We start from the raw sequence: 19,127 nt of genomic DNA, 5'->3' as shown, positions 1-19,127 counted from the left end.
GGCTCCGCCCGCCTCCAGCTGATCTCGGCGACCACCACCACCTTCAAGGCCGCCACCCCCGTCACCCGGCTCCGCGCCCTGCGCGCCCGGGTGCGCTGGATGCTGGAACGTCCGCTCACCCCGTACTACCTGATCCTCGGCTCCACCATGCTGCTGGTGGTGCTCGGCCTGGTCATGGTGTTCTCCTCGTCCCAGATCCTGGTCATGGAGCACCACCTGCCGATCACGTTCTTCTTCCGCAAGCAGCTGGTCGCCACCATGCTCGGCACCGTCATGCTGGTGCTGCTCGCCCGCACCCCGGTCAAGGCGCTGAGACTGCTCGCCTACCCGCTGCTGCTGGCCGTGATCGCCGGCATGCTCCTGGTGGCGATCCCCGGCGTCGGCGTGATGGTCAACGGCAACCGGAACTGGCTGAGCTTCGGCTTCTTCCAGGTCCAGCCCTCCGAGTTCGCCAAACTCGCCCTGGTCCTCTGGGGTGCGGACCTGCTCGCCCGCAAGCACCGCACCCACACCCTCGACCAGTGGAAGCACCTGCTCGTCCCGCTGGTGCCCGGCACCGTGCTGCTGATGATGCTGATCATGCTGGGCGGCGACATGGGCACCACCATGGTGCTGGTGGCGATGCTCTTCGGCCTGCTCTGGATGGTCGGCGCCCCGCTGCGGCTGTTCGCCGCGACCCTCGGCATCGCCGTGGTCGCCTGCACCGCGCTGATCATCACGGTGCCGCACCGGCTCGACCGGCTGGCCTGCATCGGCGTCACCAAGCCGGACCCGAACATCAACTGCTTCCAGGCCCTGCACGGCCTCTACGCCTTCGCCGCCGGCGGCCCGTTCGGCTCCGGCCTCGGCGCGGGCGTCGAGAAGTGGGGCCAGCTGCCGGAGGCCCACACCGACTTCATCTTCGCCGCCACCGGCGAGGAACTCGGTCTGGTGGGGACGCTGTCGGTGCTCGGTCTCTTCGCGGCACTAGGCTACGCGGGTATCCGTGTGGCCATCGGCACGAAGGACTTCTTCGTCAGGTACGCCGCGGGAGCCGCCACCACGTGGATCATGGCGCAGGCCATGGTCAACCTGGGGTCGGCACTGGGACTCCTGCCCATCGCGGGCGTCCCGCTCCCGCTGTTCTCCTACGGCGGGTCCGCCATGCTGTCGGCCCTGTGCGCCGTCGGCGTGCTGGTCAGCTTCGCGCGCAGCACCCCGGGGGCGAAGGCGGCCCTGGCCGCCCGGAACCCCACCCGGGCCGGGACGTTCCTGGCCAGGGTGGTGCCACGACGACGAACCACAGCGCGCAAGCCGGCCGCACGTCCGGCGCGCAGGGAGCGGTGAATTTCGGTGCATGTCGTACTCGCCGGCGGCGGGACCGCCGGTCACATCGAGCCGGCCTTGGCGCTCGCGGACGCGCTCCGCAGGCACGACCCGTCCGTCGGGATCACCGCCCTCGGCACCGAGCGAGGCCTGGAGACCCGGCTGGTGCCCGAACGCGGCTACGAGCTGGCGCTGATCCCCGCCGTGCCGCTGCCCCGCAAGCCCACCCCGGAGCTGATCACCGTCCCGGGCCGGCTGCGGGGCACCGTGCGCGCCGCCCAGGACGTCATCGAGCGGGTCAACGCGGACGTGGTGGTCGGCTTCGGCGGCTACGTCGCGATGCCCGCCTACTTCGCCGCCAAGCGGGCCGGCGTGCCGATCGTCGTCCACGAGGCCAACGCCCGCCCGGGCCTGGCCAACAAGATCGGTGCGCGCTACACCGACTTCGTCGCCGTCTCCACCCCGGACTCCAAGCTCCGCGACTCCCGGTACATCGGCATCCCGCTCCGCCGCACCATCGCGACGCTGGACCGCAACGCCGTCCGCCCGGAGGCCCGGCACTACTTCGGCCTCGACCAGCGGCTGCCCACCCTGCTGGTCTCCGGCGGCTCGCAGGGCGCCCGCCGGCTGAACGAGACCGTCCAGGCGATCGCCCCGCGCCTGCAGCAGTACGGGGTGCAGATCCTGCACGCGGTCGGCCCGAAGAACGAGCTGCCGGTGGTCGACGACATCCCCGGCATGCCGCCGTACCGGCCGGTGCCGTACGTGGACCGGATGGACCTGGCGTACGCCGCGGCCGACATGATGCTCTGCCGGGCCGGCGCGATGACCGTCGCGGAGCTGGCGGCGGTCGGCCTGCCGGCCGCCTTCGTCCCGCTGCCGATCGGCAACGGCGAGCAGCGGCTGAACGCCCAGCCGATGGTCAAGGCCGGCGGCGGCCTGCTGGTCGACGACGCCGAACTCACCCCGGAGTGGGTGCTGCAGAACGTGCTGCCGGTGCTCACCGACCCGGCGCGGCTGTGGGACATGAGCCGCTCGGCCGCCGAGTTCGGCCGCCGGGACGCGGACGAGCTGCTGGTCCGCATGGTCTACGAGGCGATCGAGGCGTCCAGAGGCGGCCGCCGCCGTGGCTGACCCCGCCGACCCGGCGCCCGCGCCGGCCACCAGGCTGCGGCTCTCCCGGCGGGGGATCGCGGTGCTGTGCGTGCTCGGCGCGCTGGTGGCCGGCCTGCTCGGCTGGACGGTGTTCCTCTCCTCGGCCCTGGACGTGCGCGCCGTCGCCGTCCAGGGCCTGGACAGCGGGAAGCTCGGCCGGGGCGAGGTGGCGTCGGCGCTCGGCGGGCTGCGGCAGGGGCCGCTCGCCCGGGTCGACCTCGACGAGGCCCGCAAGCGGGTGGAGGCGCTGCCCCGGGTGGCGAAGGCCGAGGTGTGGCGCGGCTGGCCGCACACCCTGCGGGTCAAGGTGACGGAGCGTCGGGCGGTGGCCTCCGTCCGCACCGACGACGGGAAGTTCGCGCAGGTGGACGCGGGGGGTTTCACCTTCGCCACCGAGGCGGCCGCCCCGGCCGGGGTGCCGGTGGTGGACCTGCAGCTCGGTCAGCAGGCGAACGACGCGCTGGACCTCTTCGACCGGCCGGCCCTGGTGCGGGCGGCGATCACCGTCGCGGCCGGGCTGCCCGCCGAACTGGCCGGGAAGGCCGGGGCGGTGCAGGTGCACAGCTACGACGACATCCGGCTGCAGCTGGCGGGCGGGGCGACGGTGCGCTGGGGGAGCCCGGAGCGGACGGAGCGCAAGGCCCGGGTGCTGGCCGCACTGCTCGGTCGGAAAGCCGCCAATTACGACGTGAGTGCCCCGGATGCCCCGGCCGTGTCTGGATGATCCGGTAAGTTCTTCCTCAAGGGGCGGTATTGACGGCGCCGAGGCTCCGGTCCGACCCTTGGTGGTCACCCCGGTTTCGCCGGGGAGTCGATGATCACATAGGCTCAAAAGAAAAACGGGAAGCTCGGCGTTGTTCGTTGAACACCGACCGGATGCGACCTACTGTCCTGTGTCACCGGGCTGTGTCCAACGGTGAAGTGACACAGCCGCAGTTACAACCCTAAACCTCAAGTTTAGGGTTCGGGTCGGCGGTCGGCATTTCGGACATACCAGCACCGAAAGCGCGCGCTTCCCACCCATCGACATCCGTCGGCCTTCGCGACAAGGGGAGCCGACCCGGAAATTCGAGGCGAGAGGCCTTCGACGTGGCAGCACCCCAGAACTACCTCGCAGTCATCAAGGTCGTCGGAATCGGCGGCGGTGGTGTCAACGCCATCAACCGGATGATCGAGGTCGGGCTCAAGGGCGTCGAGTTCATCGCGATCAACACCGATGCGCAGGCCCTCCTCATGAGCGACGCCGACGTGAAGCTCGACGTGGGCCGTGAACTCACCCGGGGCCTCGGCGCCGGCGCCAACCCCGAGGTCGGCCGGAAGGCCGCCGAGGACCACCGCGAGGAGATCGAGGAGGTCCTCAAGGGGGCCGACATGGTCTTCGTCACCGCCGGCGAGGGCGGCGGCACCGGCACCGGCGGCGCGCCCGTCGTGGCCAACATCGCCCGCTCGCTCGGCGCGCTCACCATCGGCGTGGTCACCCGCCCGTTCACCTTCGAGGGCCGCCGCCGCGCCAACCAGGCCGAGGACGGCATCGCCTCCCTGCGCGAGCAGGTCGACACCCTCATCGTCATCCCCAACGACCGCCTGCTGTCCATCTCGGACCGCCAGGTGAGCGTGCTGGACGCCTTCCGCTCCGCCGACCAGGTGCTGCTCTCCGGTGTCCAGGGCATCACCGACCTGATCACCACCCCCGGCCTGATCAACCTCGACTTCGCCGACGTCAAGTCGGTCATGTCGGACGCCGGCTCCGCCCTGATGGGCATCGGCTCCGCCCGCGGCGAGGACCGCGCCAAGGCGGCCGCCGTGATGGCGATCTCCTCGCCGCTGCTGGAGGCCTCCATCGACGGCGCCCGCGGCGTGCTGCTCTCCATCTCCGGCGGCTCCGACCTCGGCCTGTTCGAGATCAACGAGGCCGCCCAGCTGGTCAGCGAGGCCGCCCACCCCGAGGCCAACATCATCTTCGGCGCCGTCATCGACGACGCGCTCGGCGACGAGGTCCGGGTCACCGTCATCGCGGCCGGCTTCGACGGCGGCCAGCCGCCGGCGATCGTCCGCGAGCCGGTGGTCAAGGCGTCCTCGCCCTCCTCCACCGCGCCCGCGGCGGCCCCGGAGCGTCCGGCCACCCGGCCCTCCTACGGGATCGGCTCGGTGACCTCCCGTTCGGACGACTCCGACCGCCCCGCAGACGTGCCGGCCCGGATCACCCCGGCCGTCCCGCCGGTGCCGCCGCAGGTGCAGCCCGCCCGCCAGCCGTACGTGGAGAGCCCCGCCGAGGAGCTCGACGTGCCCGACTTCCTGAAGTAGACGTCTCGCACGTGATTCCTCACATCAGTCGACAGGGTGCTCACTTCGCCTCCACCACCCGGTGGGGCGGGGTGAGCACCTCGCCGTACGGGGAGCTGAACCTCGGCGGCGCGGTCGGGGACGACCCGGCCGCCGTCCGGCGCAACCGGGAGATCGCCGCCCGGCAGCTCGGCCTCGACCCGGCCGACGTGGTCTGGATGAACCAGGTGCACGGCGCGGAAGTCTCCGTGGTGACGCAGCGCCAGCCCGACGGGCAGGCCCCCACCGTCGACGCGGTGGTCACCGACCGCCCGCTCGCCCTCGCCGTGCTCACCGCCGACTGCACGCCCGTGCTGCTGGCCGACCGGGCGGCCGGCGTCGTCGGCGCGGCCCACGCCGGCCGGCCGGGCCTGGCCGCGGGCGTCGTGCCCGCCGCCGTGCGGGCCATGACGGAGCTCGGCGCCGACCCGGCGCGGATCACCGCCGTGCTCGGCCCCGCCGTCTGCGGGCGCTGCTACGAGGTGCCCGCCGACCTGCGTGCCGAGGTCGCCCGGGTGGTGCCCGCCGCGTACGCCGAGACCTCCTGGGGCACGCCCGCGCTGGACGTCGCCGCCGGCGTCGCCGCCCAGCTCGCCGAGGCGGGCGTCACCGACGTGGTGCGCTCCGACGTCTGCACCCTCGAGTCCGACGACCACTACTCCTACCGCCGCGAGCAGCGGACGGGCCGGCTCGCGAGCTACGTCTGGTTGGGCCCCGAAGACTCATGACGAACGACATCTACGGACCGTTCCCGGGCGGCGCCGACTTCTCCGCGGCCCTCGACGCGCGGCAGCGCGAGCGGTACGAGCAGCTCGGCGCCAACCTCGACGTGGTCGAGAAGCGGATCGCGGACGCCTGCTCGGCCGCGGGCCGCGCCCGCGACGAGGTCACCCTGGTCGTGGTCACCAAGACCTACCCGGCCGAGGACACCGCGCTGCTCGCCGGACTCGGGGTCACCGACGTGGCCGAGAACCGCGACCAGGACGCCGCCCCCAAGGCCGAGCAGTGCGTGAACCTGCCGCTGACCTGGCACTTCGTCGGCCAGTTGCAGACCAACAAGGTCCGCTCGGTGGTCCGCTACGCCGACCTGGTGCACTCCGTGGACCGCCCGCGGCTGGTGGAGTCGCTCTCCGCCGGGGTGCTCAACTCCGGACGCGCGCCCCTCGGTTGCCTGGTGCAGGTGGCCCTCGACAAGGAGGCCGGGGAGGGCGCGCACCGCGCCGGGGTGGCGCCGTCCGAGGTGGAGGCGCTCGCCGACCTGATCGCCGCCGCACCGGGCCTCAGGCTCGACGGCCTGATGACGGTCGCTCCGCTGGCCGGCCCGCTGGCCGGCGATCCGGCCGCCGCCTTCGCCAGACTCGCGGAAATCTCAAGCGCCGTACGGGCGAGCCATCCGACTGCCACGATGGTGTCCGCAGGCATGAGCGGGGATCTGGAGCAGGCCGTGGCGGCCGGAGCGACACATGTACGCGTCGGTACGGCGGTACTCGGCGTGCGGTCACCGCTCGGGTAACGTCACCGGGTAGTAGATCAGACTGCAGGACAAAACAGGACAGAACCTAGCAGCAGTTCCAGCGCGCTAGCGAAAACTTCGTGGATCGCATCTCCGCAGAATCCTCACGGTCTGACGGGCCGTCGGTCCGGCGAGCCCGGACCTCTGCGGGGACCGCAGGCCGAGGCCGGAGCCGGAGTCGATCCACCACAGAGCGGAGGAGACAGGAGCATGGCCGGCGCAATGCGCAAGATGGCGGTCTACCTCGGCCTCGTGGAGGACGAGACGTACGACGGTCAGGGGTACGACCCCGACGACGACTACGACGCGGACCCCGAGCCGATCCGCACCGGCCGCACCGAGGACCTGCGCCCGGCCGCGGCCGAGCGCCCGGCGCCCGCGCCGGTCGCGCACATCGCGCCGCAGCCCGTCCCGGCCGCCGTCCCGATCCGGCAGGAGGCGCCGCGGATGGCGCCCGTGTCGTCCATCACACCCGACCGCCGCCAGAACCTGGAGAAGAGCTCCCCGGTGATCATGCCCAAGGTAGTGAACGAACGAGAGCCCTACCGCATCACCACACTGCACCCGAGGACCTACAACGAGGCCCGTACCATCGGGGAACAGTTCCGCGACGGCACACCCGTGATCATGAATTTGACCGAGATGGACGACACGGACGCCAAGCGGCTCGTAGACTTCGCGGCTGGACTCGTCTTCGGTCTGCACGGCAGTATCGAGCGCGTGACACAGAAGGTGTTCCTCCTGTCTCCTGCTAACGTCGATGTCACGGCGGAGGACAAGGCTCGGATCGCCGAGGGTGGGTTCTTCAACCAGAGCTGACCCGGCCACGACTTTACGTGTGGACCGATCGACAGTGCGTCACCGACGGGCTGATGACCAGGAGAGGGAGACGAGATGGGGATCGTCGGGGCGGTGCTTTACTACGCGCTGACAGTCTTCCTGCTCATCCTGCTCTTCCGCCTCGTGATGGACTGGGTCTTCCAGTTCGCGCGCTCGTGGCGGCCGGGAAGGGCCATGGTCCTGGTCCTGGAGGCCACGTACACTGTCACGGATCCGCCGCTCAAGCTTCTTCGGCGCTTCATCCCGCCGTTGCGTCTCGGGGGCGTGGCGCTCGACCTGTCCTTCTTCGTACTGATGATCATTGTGTATGTCCTGATCTCGCTCGTGCGGTCCCTGTCGTTGTGAGCGATGCGACAGGATTCCGGAGTGCCGACGATCACGTTGAGGTGAAGAGATGCCATTGACCCCCGAGGACGTTCGGAACAAGCAGTTCACGACCGTCCGGCTGCGCGAAGGCTATGACGAGGACGAGGTCGATGCCTTCCTCGACGAGGTCGAAGCCGAGCTGACCCGCCTGCTGCGCGAGAACGAGGACCTGCGCGCCAAGCTGGCCGCCGCAACGCGTGCCGCCGCGCAGAACCAGGCCAACATGCGCAAGGAGCCGCCGCAGGACGCCCGTCCCGCCGGCGCCCCCGTGCCCGCCGCCATATCCGGTCCCCCGGTGCCCGGCCAGCAGCAGGGCCCCGGTCCGCAGATGGGCGGCCCGCAGCAGCAGATGGGCAACCAGCCCCTCGGCCTGCCCTCCGGCGCCCCCGCCCTCCCGCCCGGCCCCGGCGCCGGTCAGATGGGCCAGCCGCAGCCGATGGGGCAGCCCCAGCAGATGGGCCAGCCCCAGCAGATGCAGACCATGGGCGGCCAGCAGCAGCTGGTCCAGCCGATGGGCGGTCAGATGCTGCAGCCGATGGGCGGCCCGATGGGTCAGCCCATGGGCCAGACCATGGGCGGCCAGCAGCAGCTCGCGCCGATGGGCGGCCCGATGGGTCAGCCCATGGGCCAGCCGATGGGCGGCCCGCTCGGCGGCCCGATGGGCCAGCCGCAGCAGCAGCCCGGCGGCGACAGCGCCGCCCGCGTGCTCGCCCTCGCCCAGCAGACCGCCGACCAGGCGATCTCCGAGGCGCGTTCCGAGGCCAACAAGATCGTCGGCGAGGCCCGCAGCCGCGCCGAGGGCCTGGAGCGGGACGCCCGCGCCAAGGCCGACGCCCTGGAGCGGGACGCCCAGGAGAAGCACCGCGTCGCCATGGGCTCGCTGGAGTCCGCCCGCGCCACGCTGGAGCGCAAGGTGGAGGACCTGCGCGCCTTCGAGCGCGAGTACCGGACCCGCCTGAAGTCCTACCTGGAGACCCAGCTGCGCCAGCTGGAGTCGCAGGCGGACGACTCGCTGGCCCCGCCGCGGATCCCCGCCACCGCCTCGCTGCCCCCGGCGGCGTCGTCGATGTCGCCGGCCACCTCCTCGGTGGGCACCGGTTCCAGCTTCGGCGGCCAGCCCTCCTTCGGCGGCAACCAGCCGTCGTTCGGCGGCAACGGCCAGTCCTTCGGCGGGAACTCCTTCGGCGGCGGCAACAGCCCGAGCTTCGGCGGCCAGCCGGGCGGCAGCGGTGCCGCGCAGATGGCTCCTGCCGGGATGACGCAGCCGATGGCCGCGGTCCGCCCGCAGCCGCCGCAGCCGATGCAGCAGGCGCCGGCCCCGATGCGGGGCTTCCTCATCGACGAGGACGGCGACAACTAAGCACCACCCACATCGAGGGCGCCCCCACTGTGATCAACATCACGGCGGGGGCGCCCTCGTGTGGTCGGGGCACCCTCCGGGGGCGCGGGCCCACCGTCGAGCGCGGCCGGCCACGAAGAGGGCGCGGGGAACCGCGCGATTCGGAAGGGTGACCGCATCCGAATTGCGCAGTTCCCCGCGCCCCTGGTGGTTCGCCGTCCTCCAGGACTGCACGGTTCCCCGCGCCCCTAGAGGTCGACCTCTACGTTCAGGCCTTGCGGAGCTGGAAGGCGAGGCCGAGGGAGTCGTCGGTGAAGCTCTCGGACTCCCAGTCGGCGGCGCCCGCCGCGAAGTCCACGGCGAGGACCTCCTCGGCGACGAGGGGGCCGTGTTCGGCGATGGCCTCGGCGGTCTCCTCGGTGGTGGCGCGCCAGCGGAGGACGATCCGGTCGGCGACGTCCAGGCCGGAGTTCTTCCGGGCCTCCTGGATCTGGCGGATGGCGTCGCGGGCGATGCCGAGCCGCTTCAACTCCGGGGTGATCGCGAGGTCCAGGGCGACGGTCGCACCGGACTCGTTGGCGACGGCCCAGCCCTCCCGCGGGGTCTCGGTGATGATCACCTCGTCCGGCGAGAGCTCGATCCGCTCGCCGTTCAGCTCGACCCCGGTGGTGCCGGAGGCGCGCAGTTCGGCGGCGAGGACGGCGGCGTCGGCGGCCGCGACGGCCTTGGCGACGTCCTGGACGCCCTTGCCGAACCGCTTGCCGAGGGCACGGAAGTTGGCCTTGGCGGTGGTGTCGACGAGCGAGGCGCCGACGCCGGCCAGCGACTCCAGGGTGGTGACGTTGAGCTCCTCGGCGATCTGCGCCCGCAGGTCGGCGGGGAGTTCGTCCCAGCCCTGCGCGGCGATCAGCGCGCGGGAGAGCGGCTGACGGGTCTTCACCCCGGACTCGGCGCGGGTGGCCCGGCCGAGTTCGACGAGGCGCCGCACCAGCGCCATGTGCCGCGAGAGGTCGGCGTCGACGAGGGTCTCGTCGGCGGTCGGCCAGCTCGCGAGGTGGACGGAGGCGGGGGCACCCGGGACGACCGGGACGACCAGGTCCTGCCAGACCCGCTCGGTGATGAACGGGGTGAGCGGGGCCATCAGCCGGGTGACGGTCTCCAGGGCCTCGTGCAGGGTGGCGAGCGCGGCGGCGTCGCCCTGCCAGAAGCGGCGGCGGCCGCGGCGGACGTACCAGTTGGAGAGGTCGTCGACGAAGCCGGAGAGCAGCTTGCCGGCCCGCTGGGTGTCGTAGGCCTCCAGGGCCAGGTCGACCTCGCGGACGAGGGTGTTGAGCTCGGAGAGCACCCACTTGTCGAGCTGCGGACGGTCCGCGGGCGCCGGGTCGGCGGCGGAGGGCGCCCAGTCGGCGGTGCGCGCGTACAGGGCCTGGAAGGCGACGGTGTTCCAGTAGGTCAGCAGGGTCTTGCGGACGACCTCCTGGATGGTGCCGTGGCCGACGCGGCGCGCGGCCCAGGGCGAGCCGCCCGCGGCCATGAACCACCGGACGGCGTCGGCGCCGTGCTGGTCCATCAGCGGGATCGGCTGGAGGATGTTGCCCAGGTGCTTGGACATCTTCCGGCCGTCCTCGGCGAGGATGTGGCCGAGGCAGACCACGTTCTCGTAGGAGGACTTGTCGAAGACCAGGGTGCCGACGGCCATCAGCGTGTAGAACCAGCCGCGGGTCTGGTCGATCGCCTCGGAGATGAACTGCGCCGGGTAGCGCTTCTCGAACAGCTCCTTGTTGCGGTACGGGTAGCCGTACTGGGCGAACGGCATGGAGCCCGAGTCGTACCAGGCGTCGATGACCTCGGGGACGCGCACGGCGGTGCCGGAGCACTGCGGGCAGCCGAAGGTGATGTCGTCGATGAACGGCCGGTGCGGGTCGAGGCCGCCCTGGTCGGTGCCGGTGAGCTCGGAGAGCTCGGCGAGCGAGCCGACGCAGGTGAGGTGGCCCTCGTCGCAGCGCCAGATCGGCAGCGGGGTGCCCCAGTAGCGGTTGCGGGAGAGCGCCCAGTCGATGTTGTTGTTCAGCCAGTCGCCGAAGCGGCCGTGCTTGACGTTCTCGGGGAACCAGTTGGTGTTCTCGTTCTCCCGGAGCAGGGCGTCCTTGACCGCGGTGGTGCGGATGTACCAGGACGGCTGCGCGTAGTAGAGCAGCGCGGTGTGGCAGCGCCAGCAGTGCGGGTAGCTGTGCTCGTACGGCAGGTGGCGGAAGAGCAGGCCGCGGGCCTGCAGGTCGGCGACGAGGGTCTCGTCGGCCTTCTTGAAGAAGACGCCGCCGACCAGCGGGACGTCCGCGGCGAAGGTGCCGTCGGCCTCGACCGGGTTGACCACGGGCAGGCCGTAGCGGCGGCAGACAGCGAGGTCGTCGGCGCCGAACGCGGGGGACTGGTGGACGATGCCGGTGCCGTCCTCGGTGGTGACGTAGTCGGCGGTCACCACGAAGTGCGCGTTCTCGATCTCGACCAGCTGGAACGGCCGGTCGTACGTCCAGCGCTCCATCTCGGCGCCGGTGAAGCTCTGCCCGGTGGTCTCCCAGCCCTCGCCGAGGGCCTTGGCGACCAGCGGCTCGGCGACGACGAGCTTCTCGGTGCCGTCGGTGGCCACCACGTAGGTGACCTCGGGGTGCACGGCGGCGGCGGTGTTGGAGACCAGCGTCCAGGGGGTGGTCGTCCAGACCAGCAGCGCGGCCTCGCCGGCCAGCGGGCCGGAGGTCAGCGGGAAGCGGACGTAGACCGAGGGGTCGACGACGGTCTCGTAGCCCTGGGCCAGCTCGTGGTCGGACAGGCCGGTGCCGCAGCGCGGGCACCAGGGGGCGACCCGGTGGTCCTGGACCAGCAGGCCCTTGTCGAAGATCTGCTTGAGGGACCACCAGACCGACTCGATGTAGGAGGGGTCCATCGTCCGGTAGGCCTCGTCGAGGTCGACCCAGTAGCCCATGCGCTCGGTGAGCTTGACGAACTCGTCGGTGTGCCGGGTGACCGACTCGCGGCACTTGGCGTTGAACTCGGCGATGCCGTACGCCTCGATGTCCTGCTTGCCGGAGAAGCCGAGCTCCTTCTCGACGGCGAGCTCGACCGGCAGGCCGTGGCAGTCCCAGCCGGCCTTGCGGGCGACGTGGTAGCCCTTCATCGTCCGGTAGCGCGGGAAGACGTCCTTGAAGACGCGGGCCTCGATGTGGTGGGCGCCGGGCATGCCGTTGGCGGTCGGCGGGCCCTCGTAGAACACCCACTCCGGGCGGCCCTCGGACTGCTCCAGGCTGCGCTGGAAGATCTTGTTGTCCTGCCAGAACGACAGGATGCCGTGCTCGACCGCAGGCAGGTCGACCTGCGCGGGGACGGGGTTGTAGGTGCTCATCGCTGGCGTCTACCTCCGACGGATGCGTGGACTGGCTCCGACGGAGGGACGAGACGGCAGGCCGTCCCGCGGTACCACCCTCCTTGGCCGCGGCCGGAACGGCCCGCGACCCTCTTGTTTGGGTCTGCTGCCGGTTCTACCGGGCCGTCCGAGCGGGTCGGACGGCCGTTCTTCCGGCGGCTCCGGGGTGATCTTCGCGCCGTGCACACCCCCGGGCTCGCACCGTCCCCGGGTCGCTGGTGGCTGCGTACAGCGGTACTCGTCCCATCTGCGCCTTGCCAGGCCAGTGTATCGGCCGTGGCAAACCGGTTGCGGCACCCGCACCGCCCGGCGCGGGCCGCCGTCGGCCGGTGGCGATTAGCCGGTGGCGATCTGGGCACAACAGGGTCAGCGCTCGGGCACCGGTGGCGGCAGAGGCTGCCCGAGTGGGATCGGATCTGACGCCGGTATGTCACGTTGTGACCGGATTCGATGGGGTTTATCTTTCCGGCACCAGAGACCGCCGGGAACCGGCGGTTCGCATCATTCGTAAATGAGGTCGAAAGCCATGGCTGAGAGAGCAACTGGCACGCGTACCGCCACCAAGCGGACGCGGGAGGCTGTGGCAGGCGACCCAGGGGAGGGGACCGTGAGCACTGCACGGCGGAAGACCAGCACCACCACCGGCCGGGCGGCGGCCAGCCGCACCCACGTCCCGGCGGGCTCCGGCGCCCGGGGCGGCGGAGCCGAGTCGGTGGACCCGGCCGAGCTGCCCGTACGCCCGGGCGAGGACGCCTGGACGTCGGCCGAGGTGGCCGAGCTGCACGCCGAGCTCAACACCGACCTGGAGCGCCTGCGCGCCGAGATCGAGGCCTCCGAGGCCGCGATCACCGGCCTGATGCGCGACTCCAACGACGGCGCCGGCGACGACCAGGTCGACGCCGGGACCAAGAACATCAACCGCGAGAGCGAACTCGCCCTCGCCAACAACGCCCGCGACAGCCTCGCCCAGACCGAGCGGGCGCTCGCCCGTCTGGAGGGCGTCGGCTTCGGCGTCTGCGAGTCCTGCGGCCAGCCGATCGGCAAGGCCCGGCTCCAGGCGTTCCCGCGGGCGACGCTCTGCGTCAGCTGCAAGGCCAAGCAGGAGCGCAGGTAGCGCCCGTCCGGGGTGGCGGGGAACGGGCGGTCCGGCCGCCGAGTGCCGTACGCTCGTCCCCGTAACCCCGGCCCAGGTCGGCCCGCCTCGGGCCGGTCCTCTTGTACACGGCAGCGGAGCGGATCATCAGCACTCCAGGTTCCCCCCAGACGCAGGACGAAGCCGTCCCCACCGCACGCGTGCCGCACGAGCCGGAGACCGCCGTGGACGAGTCCGCCTCCGAGCCCGGCACCGCCACGGCCGGGGCCACCGCGGCGGGCGGCGCCCGCAGCGTCCGCCGCCGCCGGGTCGGCGTGCTGCTGGCCGTGGCCCTGCTCGCCTTCCTGATCGACCTCGGCAGCAAGCTGCTGGTCGTCACCCGGCTGGAGGGCCACCGGCCGATCGAGGTCATCGGCGACGTCATGACCTTCCAGGTGATCCGCAACCCCGGCGCCGCCTTCGGCATGGGCCAGGCGATGACGGTGGTGTTCACCGCCATCGCCGCCGCCGTGATCGTGGTGATCTGGCGGATCGCCCGCCGCCTGCACAGCCTGCCCTGGGCGATCGCGCTCGGCCTGCTGCTCGGCGGCGCCCTCGGCAACCTCACCGACCGGCTGTTCCGCTCGCCCGGTGTGTTCCGCGGCCACGTGGTGGACTTCATCTCCGTCCAGCACTTCGCCGTCTTCAACCTCGCCGACTCGGCGATCGTCTGCGGCGGCATCCTCGTGGTGCTGCTGTCCTTCCGCGGCTCCAACCCGGACGGCACCACCCACCAGAGCGCCAAGCAGACCGCCGCGCAGGACGGCGTGCAGGACGGCGGAGAGAGCACCGGCGACCGCGCGGAGTGACCGCGGCCGCGTGACGGCCCGGCGACGACCGCCCCGCAGGCCCCGCGCCGGCGGGGCGGGCCGCGTCCGCGGCGGTCGGGCCGCCCCCCGCGGTCCGGCATACTCGTACGAGTGAGTATCGCAGCGCAGACCCGCAGCCTTCCCGTACCCGACGGCCTGGAGGGCGAGCGCCTCGACGCCGCCCTGGCCCGGATGTTCGGATTCTCCCGGACCAAGGCCGCCGAACTGGCGGCCGACGGCAAGGTGACGCTCGACGGCTCCCCCGCCGCCAAGTCCGACCGGGTCACCGCCGGCGCCTGGCTGGAGGTCGAGATCCCGGCCCCCGCCGCCCCCGTGCAGATCGTCGCCGAGCCCGTCGAGGGCATGCGCATCGTCCACGACGACGACGACATCGTCCTCGTCGACAAGCCGGTCGGCGTCGCCGCCCACCCCAGCCCCGGCTGGACCGGCCCCACCGTCATCGGCGGCCTCGCCGCGGCCGGCTACCGCATCTCCACCTCCGGCGCCGCCGAGCGCCAGGGCATCGTGCACCGCCTCGACGTCGGCACCTCCGGCCTCATGGTCGTCGCCAAGTCCGAGCGCGCCTACACCGACCTCAAGCGGCAGTTCCACGACCGGATCACCGAGAAGCGGTACAACGCGCTCGTCCAGGGCCACCCCGACCCGCTGACCGGCACCGTCGACGCCCCGATCGGCCGCCACCCCAGCAGCGACTGGAAGTGGGCCGTCACCCGCGACGGCAAGCCCTCGGTCACCCACTACGACCTCATCGAGGCCTACCGCGCCGCCTCCCTGCTCGACATCAAGCTGGAGACCGGCCGCACCCACCAGATCCGGGTGCACATGTCCGCGCTGCGCCACCCCTGCGTCGGCGACCTGACCTACGGCGCCGACCCGACCCTCGCCAAGCGCCTCGGCATCACCCGGCAGTGGCTGCACGCCGTCCAGCTCGGCTTCGAGCACCCCTCCGACGGCCAGTGGGTGGAGTTCCGCAGCGAGTACCCCGCCGACCTGCAGAAGGCCCTCGACATCATCGCCGCGGAGAGCTGACATGGCCGACGAGACCCACCGGCCCGCCGTCGAGATCCGGATCGCGACGAGCGAGGCCGACCTCGCCCAGGTGCGGCACGTCCGCCGCGAGGTCTTCGTCGAGGAGCAGAACGTCCCCGAGGAGCTCGAGTACGACGACCTCGACGCCACCTCGGTGCACCTGCTCGCCGTCACCGCCGACGGCACCGGCCTCGGCACCGGCCGCCTGATCCACGGCGCCGACGCCCTGAAGCTCACCGGCGTCGAGGGCCGCGTCCTGCTCGGCCGCCTCGCCGTGCGCAAGGCCGCCCGCGGCACCGGCCTCGGCGCAGACCTCGTCCGCGCGATCGAGGAGGCCGGGCGCGAGCGCGGCGCCCGCGAACTCGAACTGCACGCCCAGACCCAGGCACTCGGCTTCTACGAGCGGCTCGGCTACACCGCCGAGGGCCCGGTCTACGAGGACGCCGGGATCCCGCACCGCACCATGGTCCGGGTGTTCTGACCGCCGCTTCCGCCGCGGCCCGCCGACCGCTACGCTCCCGCCCGTGAACGATCTCCGGGTGGGAGCGTCGCTGGCCGTCGGCGGACTCGTGCTCGCCGCGCTCGTCGTCGGCGGCGGGTACTGGGCGCTCGACGGCGGACTGTACGGCTGCACCTTCGCCGACCGCCGCCTGCAGGACCCGATGGCCGACGAGGTCGCGGCCCTCGGCACCCCCGGCGGCGCCCGACCGGACGGTGAGCAGTACACCGACTGCGACGACGACGACCGCTTCGCCGTCGCCGGCCGCGGCTACGCCGAACCCGCCCGGCGCTCCGACGTCGTCCAGCACTACCGGGCCGCCGCCGCCCGCAACGGTTGGCAGCCCGCTCCGCCCGACCCGGACGAACCGGCCTGGCGCACCGACCCCGGCGGCGAGCGGATCGGCCTCTGCTTCACCAAACAGGTCGGGGGCACCACCGCCCACCTCGCCGTGTCCTGGGCCTTCGACGGCCGACCGGGCTACACCGTGGAGGCCCGCGCCAGCCGTACCGGCAGCGCCTGGTGCGCCTGACCGTCCGCCGGGTGTTCGCCCCGCGGGGCAGCGGTTCGGTGCGACGGACCCGGGTAGGCGCGCCCGGGTGAGCGAGGCTGTGGAGACGGCGGCCCGCCTGCTGCGCGAGCGCGGGCAGACCTACGCGCGGGAGGCCGGGATCACCCTGCGTGACAAGCCCGCACCGCTCTACCGACTGCTGGTGCTGACCCTGCTCTGCTCCACCAGGATCAAGGCGGACATCGCCACCGCAGCAGCCCGCGAACTCTTCCGGGCCGGCCTGCGCACCCCGCGGGCCATGGCCGACTCCGACTGGCAGGACCGGGTCGACGCCCTCGGCCGCGCCCACTACGTCCGCTACGACGAGAGCACCGCCACCGCCCTCGGCCGCGGCGCCGACCTGCTCCTCGAACGCTGGCGCGGCGACCTGCGCCGACTGCGCGCCGAGGCCGACGGCGACCGGGCCGCGGTGCACCGGCTGCTCCAGGAGTTCCCGCGGATCGGGCCGGTCGGCGCGGACATCTTCTGCCGCGAGGCCCAGGGTGTCTGGCCGGAGCTGCGACCGTCCTTCGACCGCCGCGCCCGGGACGCCGCCGCCTCGCTCGGCCTGCCGAGCGACGGCGACGCCCTGGGCGCCCTGGTGCCGGGACCCGAACTGCCCGCGCTGGCCGCCGCCCTGGTACGGGTCGAGCTCTCCTGAGAGCGCCCCCGAACGCGTGGGGCCGGGTCAGAACAGGCCGTGCCACATCTGCTCGACGATCACGTTCCACCAGGTCGAGTCCTTGTGGAAGGCCTGCGGGTCGATCCCGGCGAGCTCCGTCTGGAGCGCGGCGACCGCGGCGCCTGCCGCCTGCGGGTCCAGCCCGCGCATCGCGGCACGCGCCGTCACCAGGGCGTCCAGGCCGCGCAGGAAGGCGGAGAGCGAGGCGCTGACGTACCGTCCGCTGCCGGTGCGCGGGTTGACGGCCCACACCGAGCCGAGGTCCCGCTCGGCCCCCGTGCACTGCACGGCGACGACACACAGCCCGTCGGAGCCGATCCTCGTCCAGCCGGCGAGGACGTCGAGCAGCGACTCGTCCAGCTCGGTGCCCGCGGCCGTCAGATGGGTGCGCAGGTCGGCGAGGAGGCCGCCGGCCGGCGGGGCGTCCGGGCGGTCCGCGGCGAAGAACAGCGGCACGTCGGCGGGCAGCCCCGCCCAGGTCAGCGTGGACCGGACCGGCTCGGGCAGCGCACTGGCCGCGATGTCGTCGGCGTCGTACCGCACGACCTCGCCGAACACCTCGGCCAGCCGGCGGCCGAGCGCCACGTCACGGACCGGAGCGGCCTGCTCGACCTCGCCGGGCTGCGGTGCCGGCACCCGGTGCGGGCGCGGGGGCAGCGGCTGACCCGCGAGGCGGGCGATCCGCTCGGCGTACTCGGCGAGCGCGGCGGCACCCTCCGCGCGCTCGTCGGCGAAGATCCCGTAGGTGTGCGAGCAGGAGACGCTCGCATTGGGGAAGGCGCGCTCCAGCAGGGCGGCGGTGTAGCCGCCGGGCAGGGTGGCCGGGCGCAGGTCGGTGTGGACGGCGACCACGTTCCCGGCCGGCACGCCCAGCCGGTCGAGCTCGGCGGCGAGCTGGTACTCCGCGGGCGGCAGACCCGGACCGGAGTTGCGGTGGAGCATGACCTCCTGGCCGTCGGCCGGGTTCACGTAGGTCGCGACGGCGGTGTTGCCGGGGCCCGTGGCGGGCGGGTCGTTGCGGTGCGCCCGCTCGGCGTGCTTGGCCTCGTACGCGCGGACCACCTCGTCCACCGGGATCGACGGCCACACGGTGAGCTCACCGCTCTCCCGGTCCACCACACCGCAGGCGTCGCCGAGGTCGGCCGGCGGGCGCCGCTCCCCGGTGACGGGGTCGCGCTCCAGCGGTGCGGGCGCGGCCCAGACCACCCAGCCGAGACCGAACTCGCGGTGGCGGACGGCACGGCGCTGCTCGGCCGGCGCATCGCCGTTCAGCCAGCGATCGGCTGCGGCGAGGGCCTGCTCCTGGGTGATCACGACGACTCCTCCGTGGTAGCGGACTCCGGCCGAGATTACCGTCAGGCACCGTCGACTCCGAACGGTTGCATATGATCGCACGACGAAACCGACTGCGGCCGACCGGTCTTGGCCGCCGCGGTCCAGGTGAAGTCCAGGGTTGAGGACGACGGGGAGGTGGCCGCGATGGCCGAAGAGCGCGAGATCGGCGACGACGAACTGCTGGACGTGGCGGACAACCCGACCCAGGCCGCCTCGCTGCACAAGGCACTGCGCACCCTCGCCAACAACTCCAACGTCGGCCCCGAGCTGCAGGAGATGGCGAAGAGCGTGCTCAGCGGCCGGATCGGCATGAGGGACGTCATCGAGTCCGACCGCTACATGCACGCGATCACCGGCCGGCTCGGCGAGATCCACGACGCCGCCGAGCACCTGTCGCCGGAGGAACGGCGCAGGTCGGAGGAGCGCGCGGAGAAGTTGGTCCGCGAGCGGGAGGAATCCGAGAACGGCGCCGCCAAGGGCGACGGGCGGAAGTGACGGGCCGTCCGGCCCCGAGTGTGCAGGGTTGTCGCGGTGTCCGTGCGGGGTCGGTGAAGGATCGGCCCCCCGGCGGCGCCGAGCGGCGGATCTTGGCCGGCGGCGGGGCGTCGGTGTGTCGGTGCGATGAGTAGGATCATCTGATCGATCGTCGTGTGCTGCACCGTGCTTGCTTCTTGTTCACCCGTGACCGGTCCCTCGGCCGAACGGGACCGTCAGTTGGGGGGAACTGACTCGTGTCGCTGATGCTGCCGGACGGCCTTGAGTGGGTCCTGGAGATGCTCGGCTTCGACTGGCCGAAGGCGGACGAGGACAAG

General features: G+C 72.5%; 18 protein-coding genes. 16 read left to right on the top strand and 2 right to left on the bottom strand.

The window, feature by feature from the left end; all coding sequences use genetic code 11:
• Window positions 1-21 precede the first annotated feature (21 nt).
• The 9 genes from ftsW (at window position 22) to AB0442_RS32660 (ending at window position 8,861) form a co-directional block, all read left to right on the top strand.
• On the top strand, window positions 22-1,326 hold the full coding sequence (gene ftsW, locus AB0442_RS32700) for a putative lipid II flippase FtsW (protein ID WP_366167269.1): 1,305 nt from the start codon (window positions 22-24) through the stop codon (window positions 1,324-1,326).
• A gap of 6 nt (window positions 1,327-1,332) precedes the next feature.
• Window positions 1,333-2,439, top strand: coding sequence for an undecaprenyldiphospho-muramoylpentapeptide beta-N-acetylglucosaminyltransferase (gene murG, locus AB0442_RS32695; RefSeq protein WP_344627425.1), 1,107 nt, complete (start codon window positions 1,333-1,335; stop codon window positions 2,437-2,439).
• Complete coding sequence (locus AB0442_RS32690) at window positions 2,432-3,184, top strand: FtsQ-type POTRA domain-containing protein (RefSeq protein WP_366167243.1); 753 nt, start codon at window positions 2,432-2,434, stop codon at window positions 3,182-3,184. The genes murG and AB0442_RS32690 overlap by 8 nt, the downstream gene beginning before the upstream one ends.
• A 365-nt stretch (window positions 3,185-3,549) precedes the next feature.
• The gene (gene ftsZ, locus AB0442_RS32685; protein ID WP_366167241.1) at window positions 3,550-4,764 is read left to right on the top strand and encodes a cell division protein FtsZ; all 1,215 of its coding nucleotides are present in this window, start codon (window positions 3,550-3,552) and stop codon (window positions 4,762-4,764) included.
• An 11-nt stretch (window positions 4,765-4,775) separates the two neighbouring features.
• A complete protein-coding gene (gene pgeF, locus AB0442_RS32680; RefSeq protein WP_366167239.1) occupies window positions 4,776-5,510 on the top strand; it encodes a peptidoglycan editing factor PgeF in 735 nt (244 codons plus the stop codon).
• A complete protein-coding gene (locus tag AB0442_RS32675) occupies window positions 5,507-6,295 on the top strand; it encodes a YggS family pyridoxal phosphate-dependent enzyme (protein WP_344627429.1) in 789 nt (262 codons plus the stop codon). The genes pgeF and AB0442_RS32675 overlap by 4 nt, the downstream gene beginning before the upstream one ends.
• 210 nt (window positions 6,296-6,505) lie before the next feature.
• Window positions 6,506-7,114, top strand: coding sequence for a cell division protein SepF (gene sepF, locus AB0442_RS32670; RefSeq protein WP_344627430.1), 609 nt, complete (start codon window positions 6,506-6,508; stop codon window positions 7,112-7,114).
• 75 nt (window positions 7,115-7,189) lie between these two features.
• Entirely contained in the window at window positions 7,190-7,480 is a 291-nt protein-coding gene (locus tag AB0442_RS32665) for a YggT family protein (RefSeq protein ID WP_030262809.1), read from the top strand.
• 49 nt (window positions 7,481-7,529) lie between these two features.
• Window positions 7,530-8,861, top strand: coding sequence for a DivIVA domain-containing protein (locus tag AB0442_RS32660; protein WP_366167237.1), 1,332 nt, complete (start codon window positions 7,530-7,532; stop codon window positions 8,859-8,861).
• 247 nt (window positions 8,862-9,108) lie between these two features.
• Here AB0442_RS32660 and ileS read toward each other — a convergent pair whose 3' ends face one another.
• Window positions 9,109-12,237, bottom strand: a complete 3,129-nt coding sequence (gene ileS, locus AB0442_RS32655; RefSeq protein ID WP_366167235.1) for an isoleucine--tRNA ligase — start codon at window positions 12,235-12,237, stop codon at window positions 9,109-9,111.
• A gap of 628 nt (window positions 12,238-12,865) precedes the next feature.
• On the opposite strand from ileS, the gene AB0442_RS32650 reads away from it, so the two are divergent.
• The 6 genes from AB0442_RS32650 (at window position 12,866) to AB0442_RS32625 (ending at window position 16,959) form a co-directional block, all read left to right on the top strand.
• Window positions 12,866-13,372, top strand: a complete 507-nt coding sequence (locus tag AB0442_RS32650) for a TraR/DksA family transcriptional regulator (RefSeq protein ID WP_366167234.1) — start codon at window positions 12,866-12,868, stop codon at window positions 13,370-13,372.
• Window positions 13,373-13,575: 203 nt separating this feature from the next.
• The gene (gene lspA, locus AB0442_RS32645; RefSeq protein WP_366167232.1) at window positions 13,576-14,199 is read left to right on the top strand and encodes a signal peptidase II; all 624 of its coding nucleotides are present in this window, start codon (window positions 13,576-13,578) and stop codon (window positions 14,197-14,199) included.
• Window positions 14,200-14,310: 111 nt separating this feature from the next.
• Window positions 14,311-15,249 (top strand): RluA family pseudouridine synthase, encoded by a 939-nt coding sequence (locus AB0442_RS32640; protein WP_366167230.1) that lies wholly within the window; start codon window positions 14,311-14,313, stop codon window positions 15,247-15,249.
• 1 nt (window position 15,250) lies between these two features.
• A complete protein-coding gene (locus tag AB0442_RS32635; protein ID WP_366167229.1) occupies window positions 15,251-15,730 on the top strand; it encodes a GNAT family N-acetyltransferase in 480 nt (159 codons plus the stop codon).
• A 43-nt stretch (window positions 15,731-15,773) separates the two neighbouring features.
• Complete coding sequence (locus AB0442_RS32630) at window positions 15,774-16,280, top strand: hypothetical protein (RefSeq protein ID WP_366167227.1); 507 nt, start codon at window positions 15,774-15,776, stop codon at window positions 16,278-16,280.
• Window positions 16,281-16,347: 67 nt separating this feature from the next.
• Complete coding sequence (locus tag AB0442_RS32625) at window positions 16,348-16,959, top strand: endonuclease (RefSeq protein ID WP_366167225.1); 612 nt, start codon at window positions 16,348-16,350, stop codon at window positions 16,957-16,959.
• A 27-nt stretch (window positions 16,960-16,986) separates the two neighbouring features.
• Here the strand turns inward: AB0442_RS32625 and AB0442_RS32620 are convergent, their stop codons facing one another.
• Complete coding sequence (locus tag AB0442_RS32620; protein ID WP_366167223.1) at window positions 16,987-18,294, bottom strand: SUKH-4 family immunity protein; 1,308 nt, start codon at window positions 18,292-18,294, stop codon at window positions 16,987-16,989.
• A 165-nt stretch (window positions 18,295-18,459) separates the two neighbouring features.
• Between AB0442_RS32620 and AB0442_RS32615 the strand changes: the two genes are divergently transcribed.
• Window positions 18,460-18,810, top strand: coding sequence for a hypothetical protein (locus tag AB0442_RS32615; RefSeq protein ID WP_366167222.1), 351 nt, complete (start codon window positions 18,460-18,462; stop codon window positions 18,808-18,810).
• Window positions 18,811-19,127 lie beyond the last annotated feature (317 nt).

The organism is Kitasatospora sp. NPDC085895, assembly GCF_040702125.1.
GTDB classification, from domain to species: Bacteria; Actinomycetota; Actinomycetes; order Streptomycetales; family Streptomycetaceae; genus Kitasatospora; species Kitasatospora arboriphila.
The sequence above is the reverse complement of the archived record's forward strand: the minus strand, read 5'-3'. Positions and strand labels throughout refer to the sequence as shown.

What these genes read in the sequence shown, in the direction of transcription:
- AB0442_RS32675 (WP_344627429.1), top strand. Translation starts at nt 5,507, where the DNA reads ATGACGAACGACATCTACGGACCGTTCCCGGGCGGCGCCGACTTCTCC.
- sepF (WP_344627430.1), top strand. Translation starts at nt 6,506, where the DNA reads ATGGCCGGCGCAATGCGCAAGATGGCGGTCTACCTCGGCCTCGTGGAG.
- AB0442_RS32665 (WP_030262809.1), top strand. Translation starts at nt 7,190, where the DNA reads ATGGGGATCGTCGGGGCGGTGCTTTACTACGCGCTGACAGTCTTCCTG.
- AB0442_RS32660 (WP_366167237.1), top strand. Translation starts at nt 7,530, where the DNA reads ATGCCATTGACCCCCGAGGACGTTCGGAACAAGCAGTTCACGACCGTC.
- ileS (WP_366167235.1), bottom strand. Translation starts at nt 12,237, where the DNA reads ATGAGCACCTACAACCCCGTCCCCGCGCAGGTCGACCTGCCTGCGGTC.
- AB0442_RS32635 (WP_366167229.1), top strand. Translation starts at nt 15,251, where the DNA reads ATGGCCGACGAGACCCACCGGCCCGCCGTCGAGATCCGGATCGCGACG.
- AB0442_RS32615 (WP_366167222.1), top strand. Translation starts at nt 18,460, where the DNA reads ATGGCCGAAGAGCGCGAGATCGGCGACGACGAACTGCTGGACGTGGCG.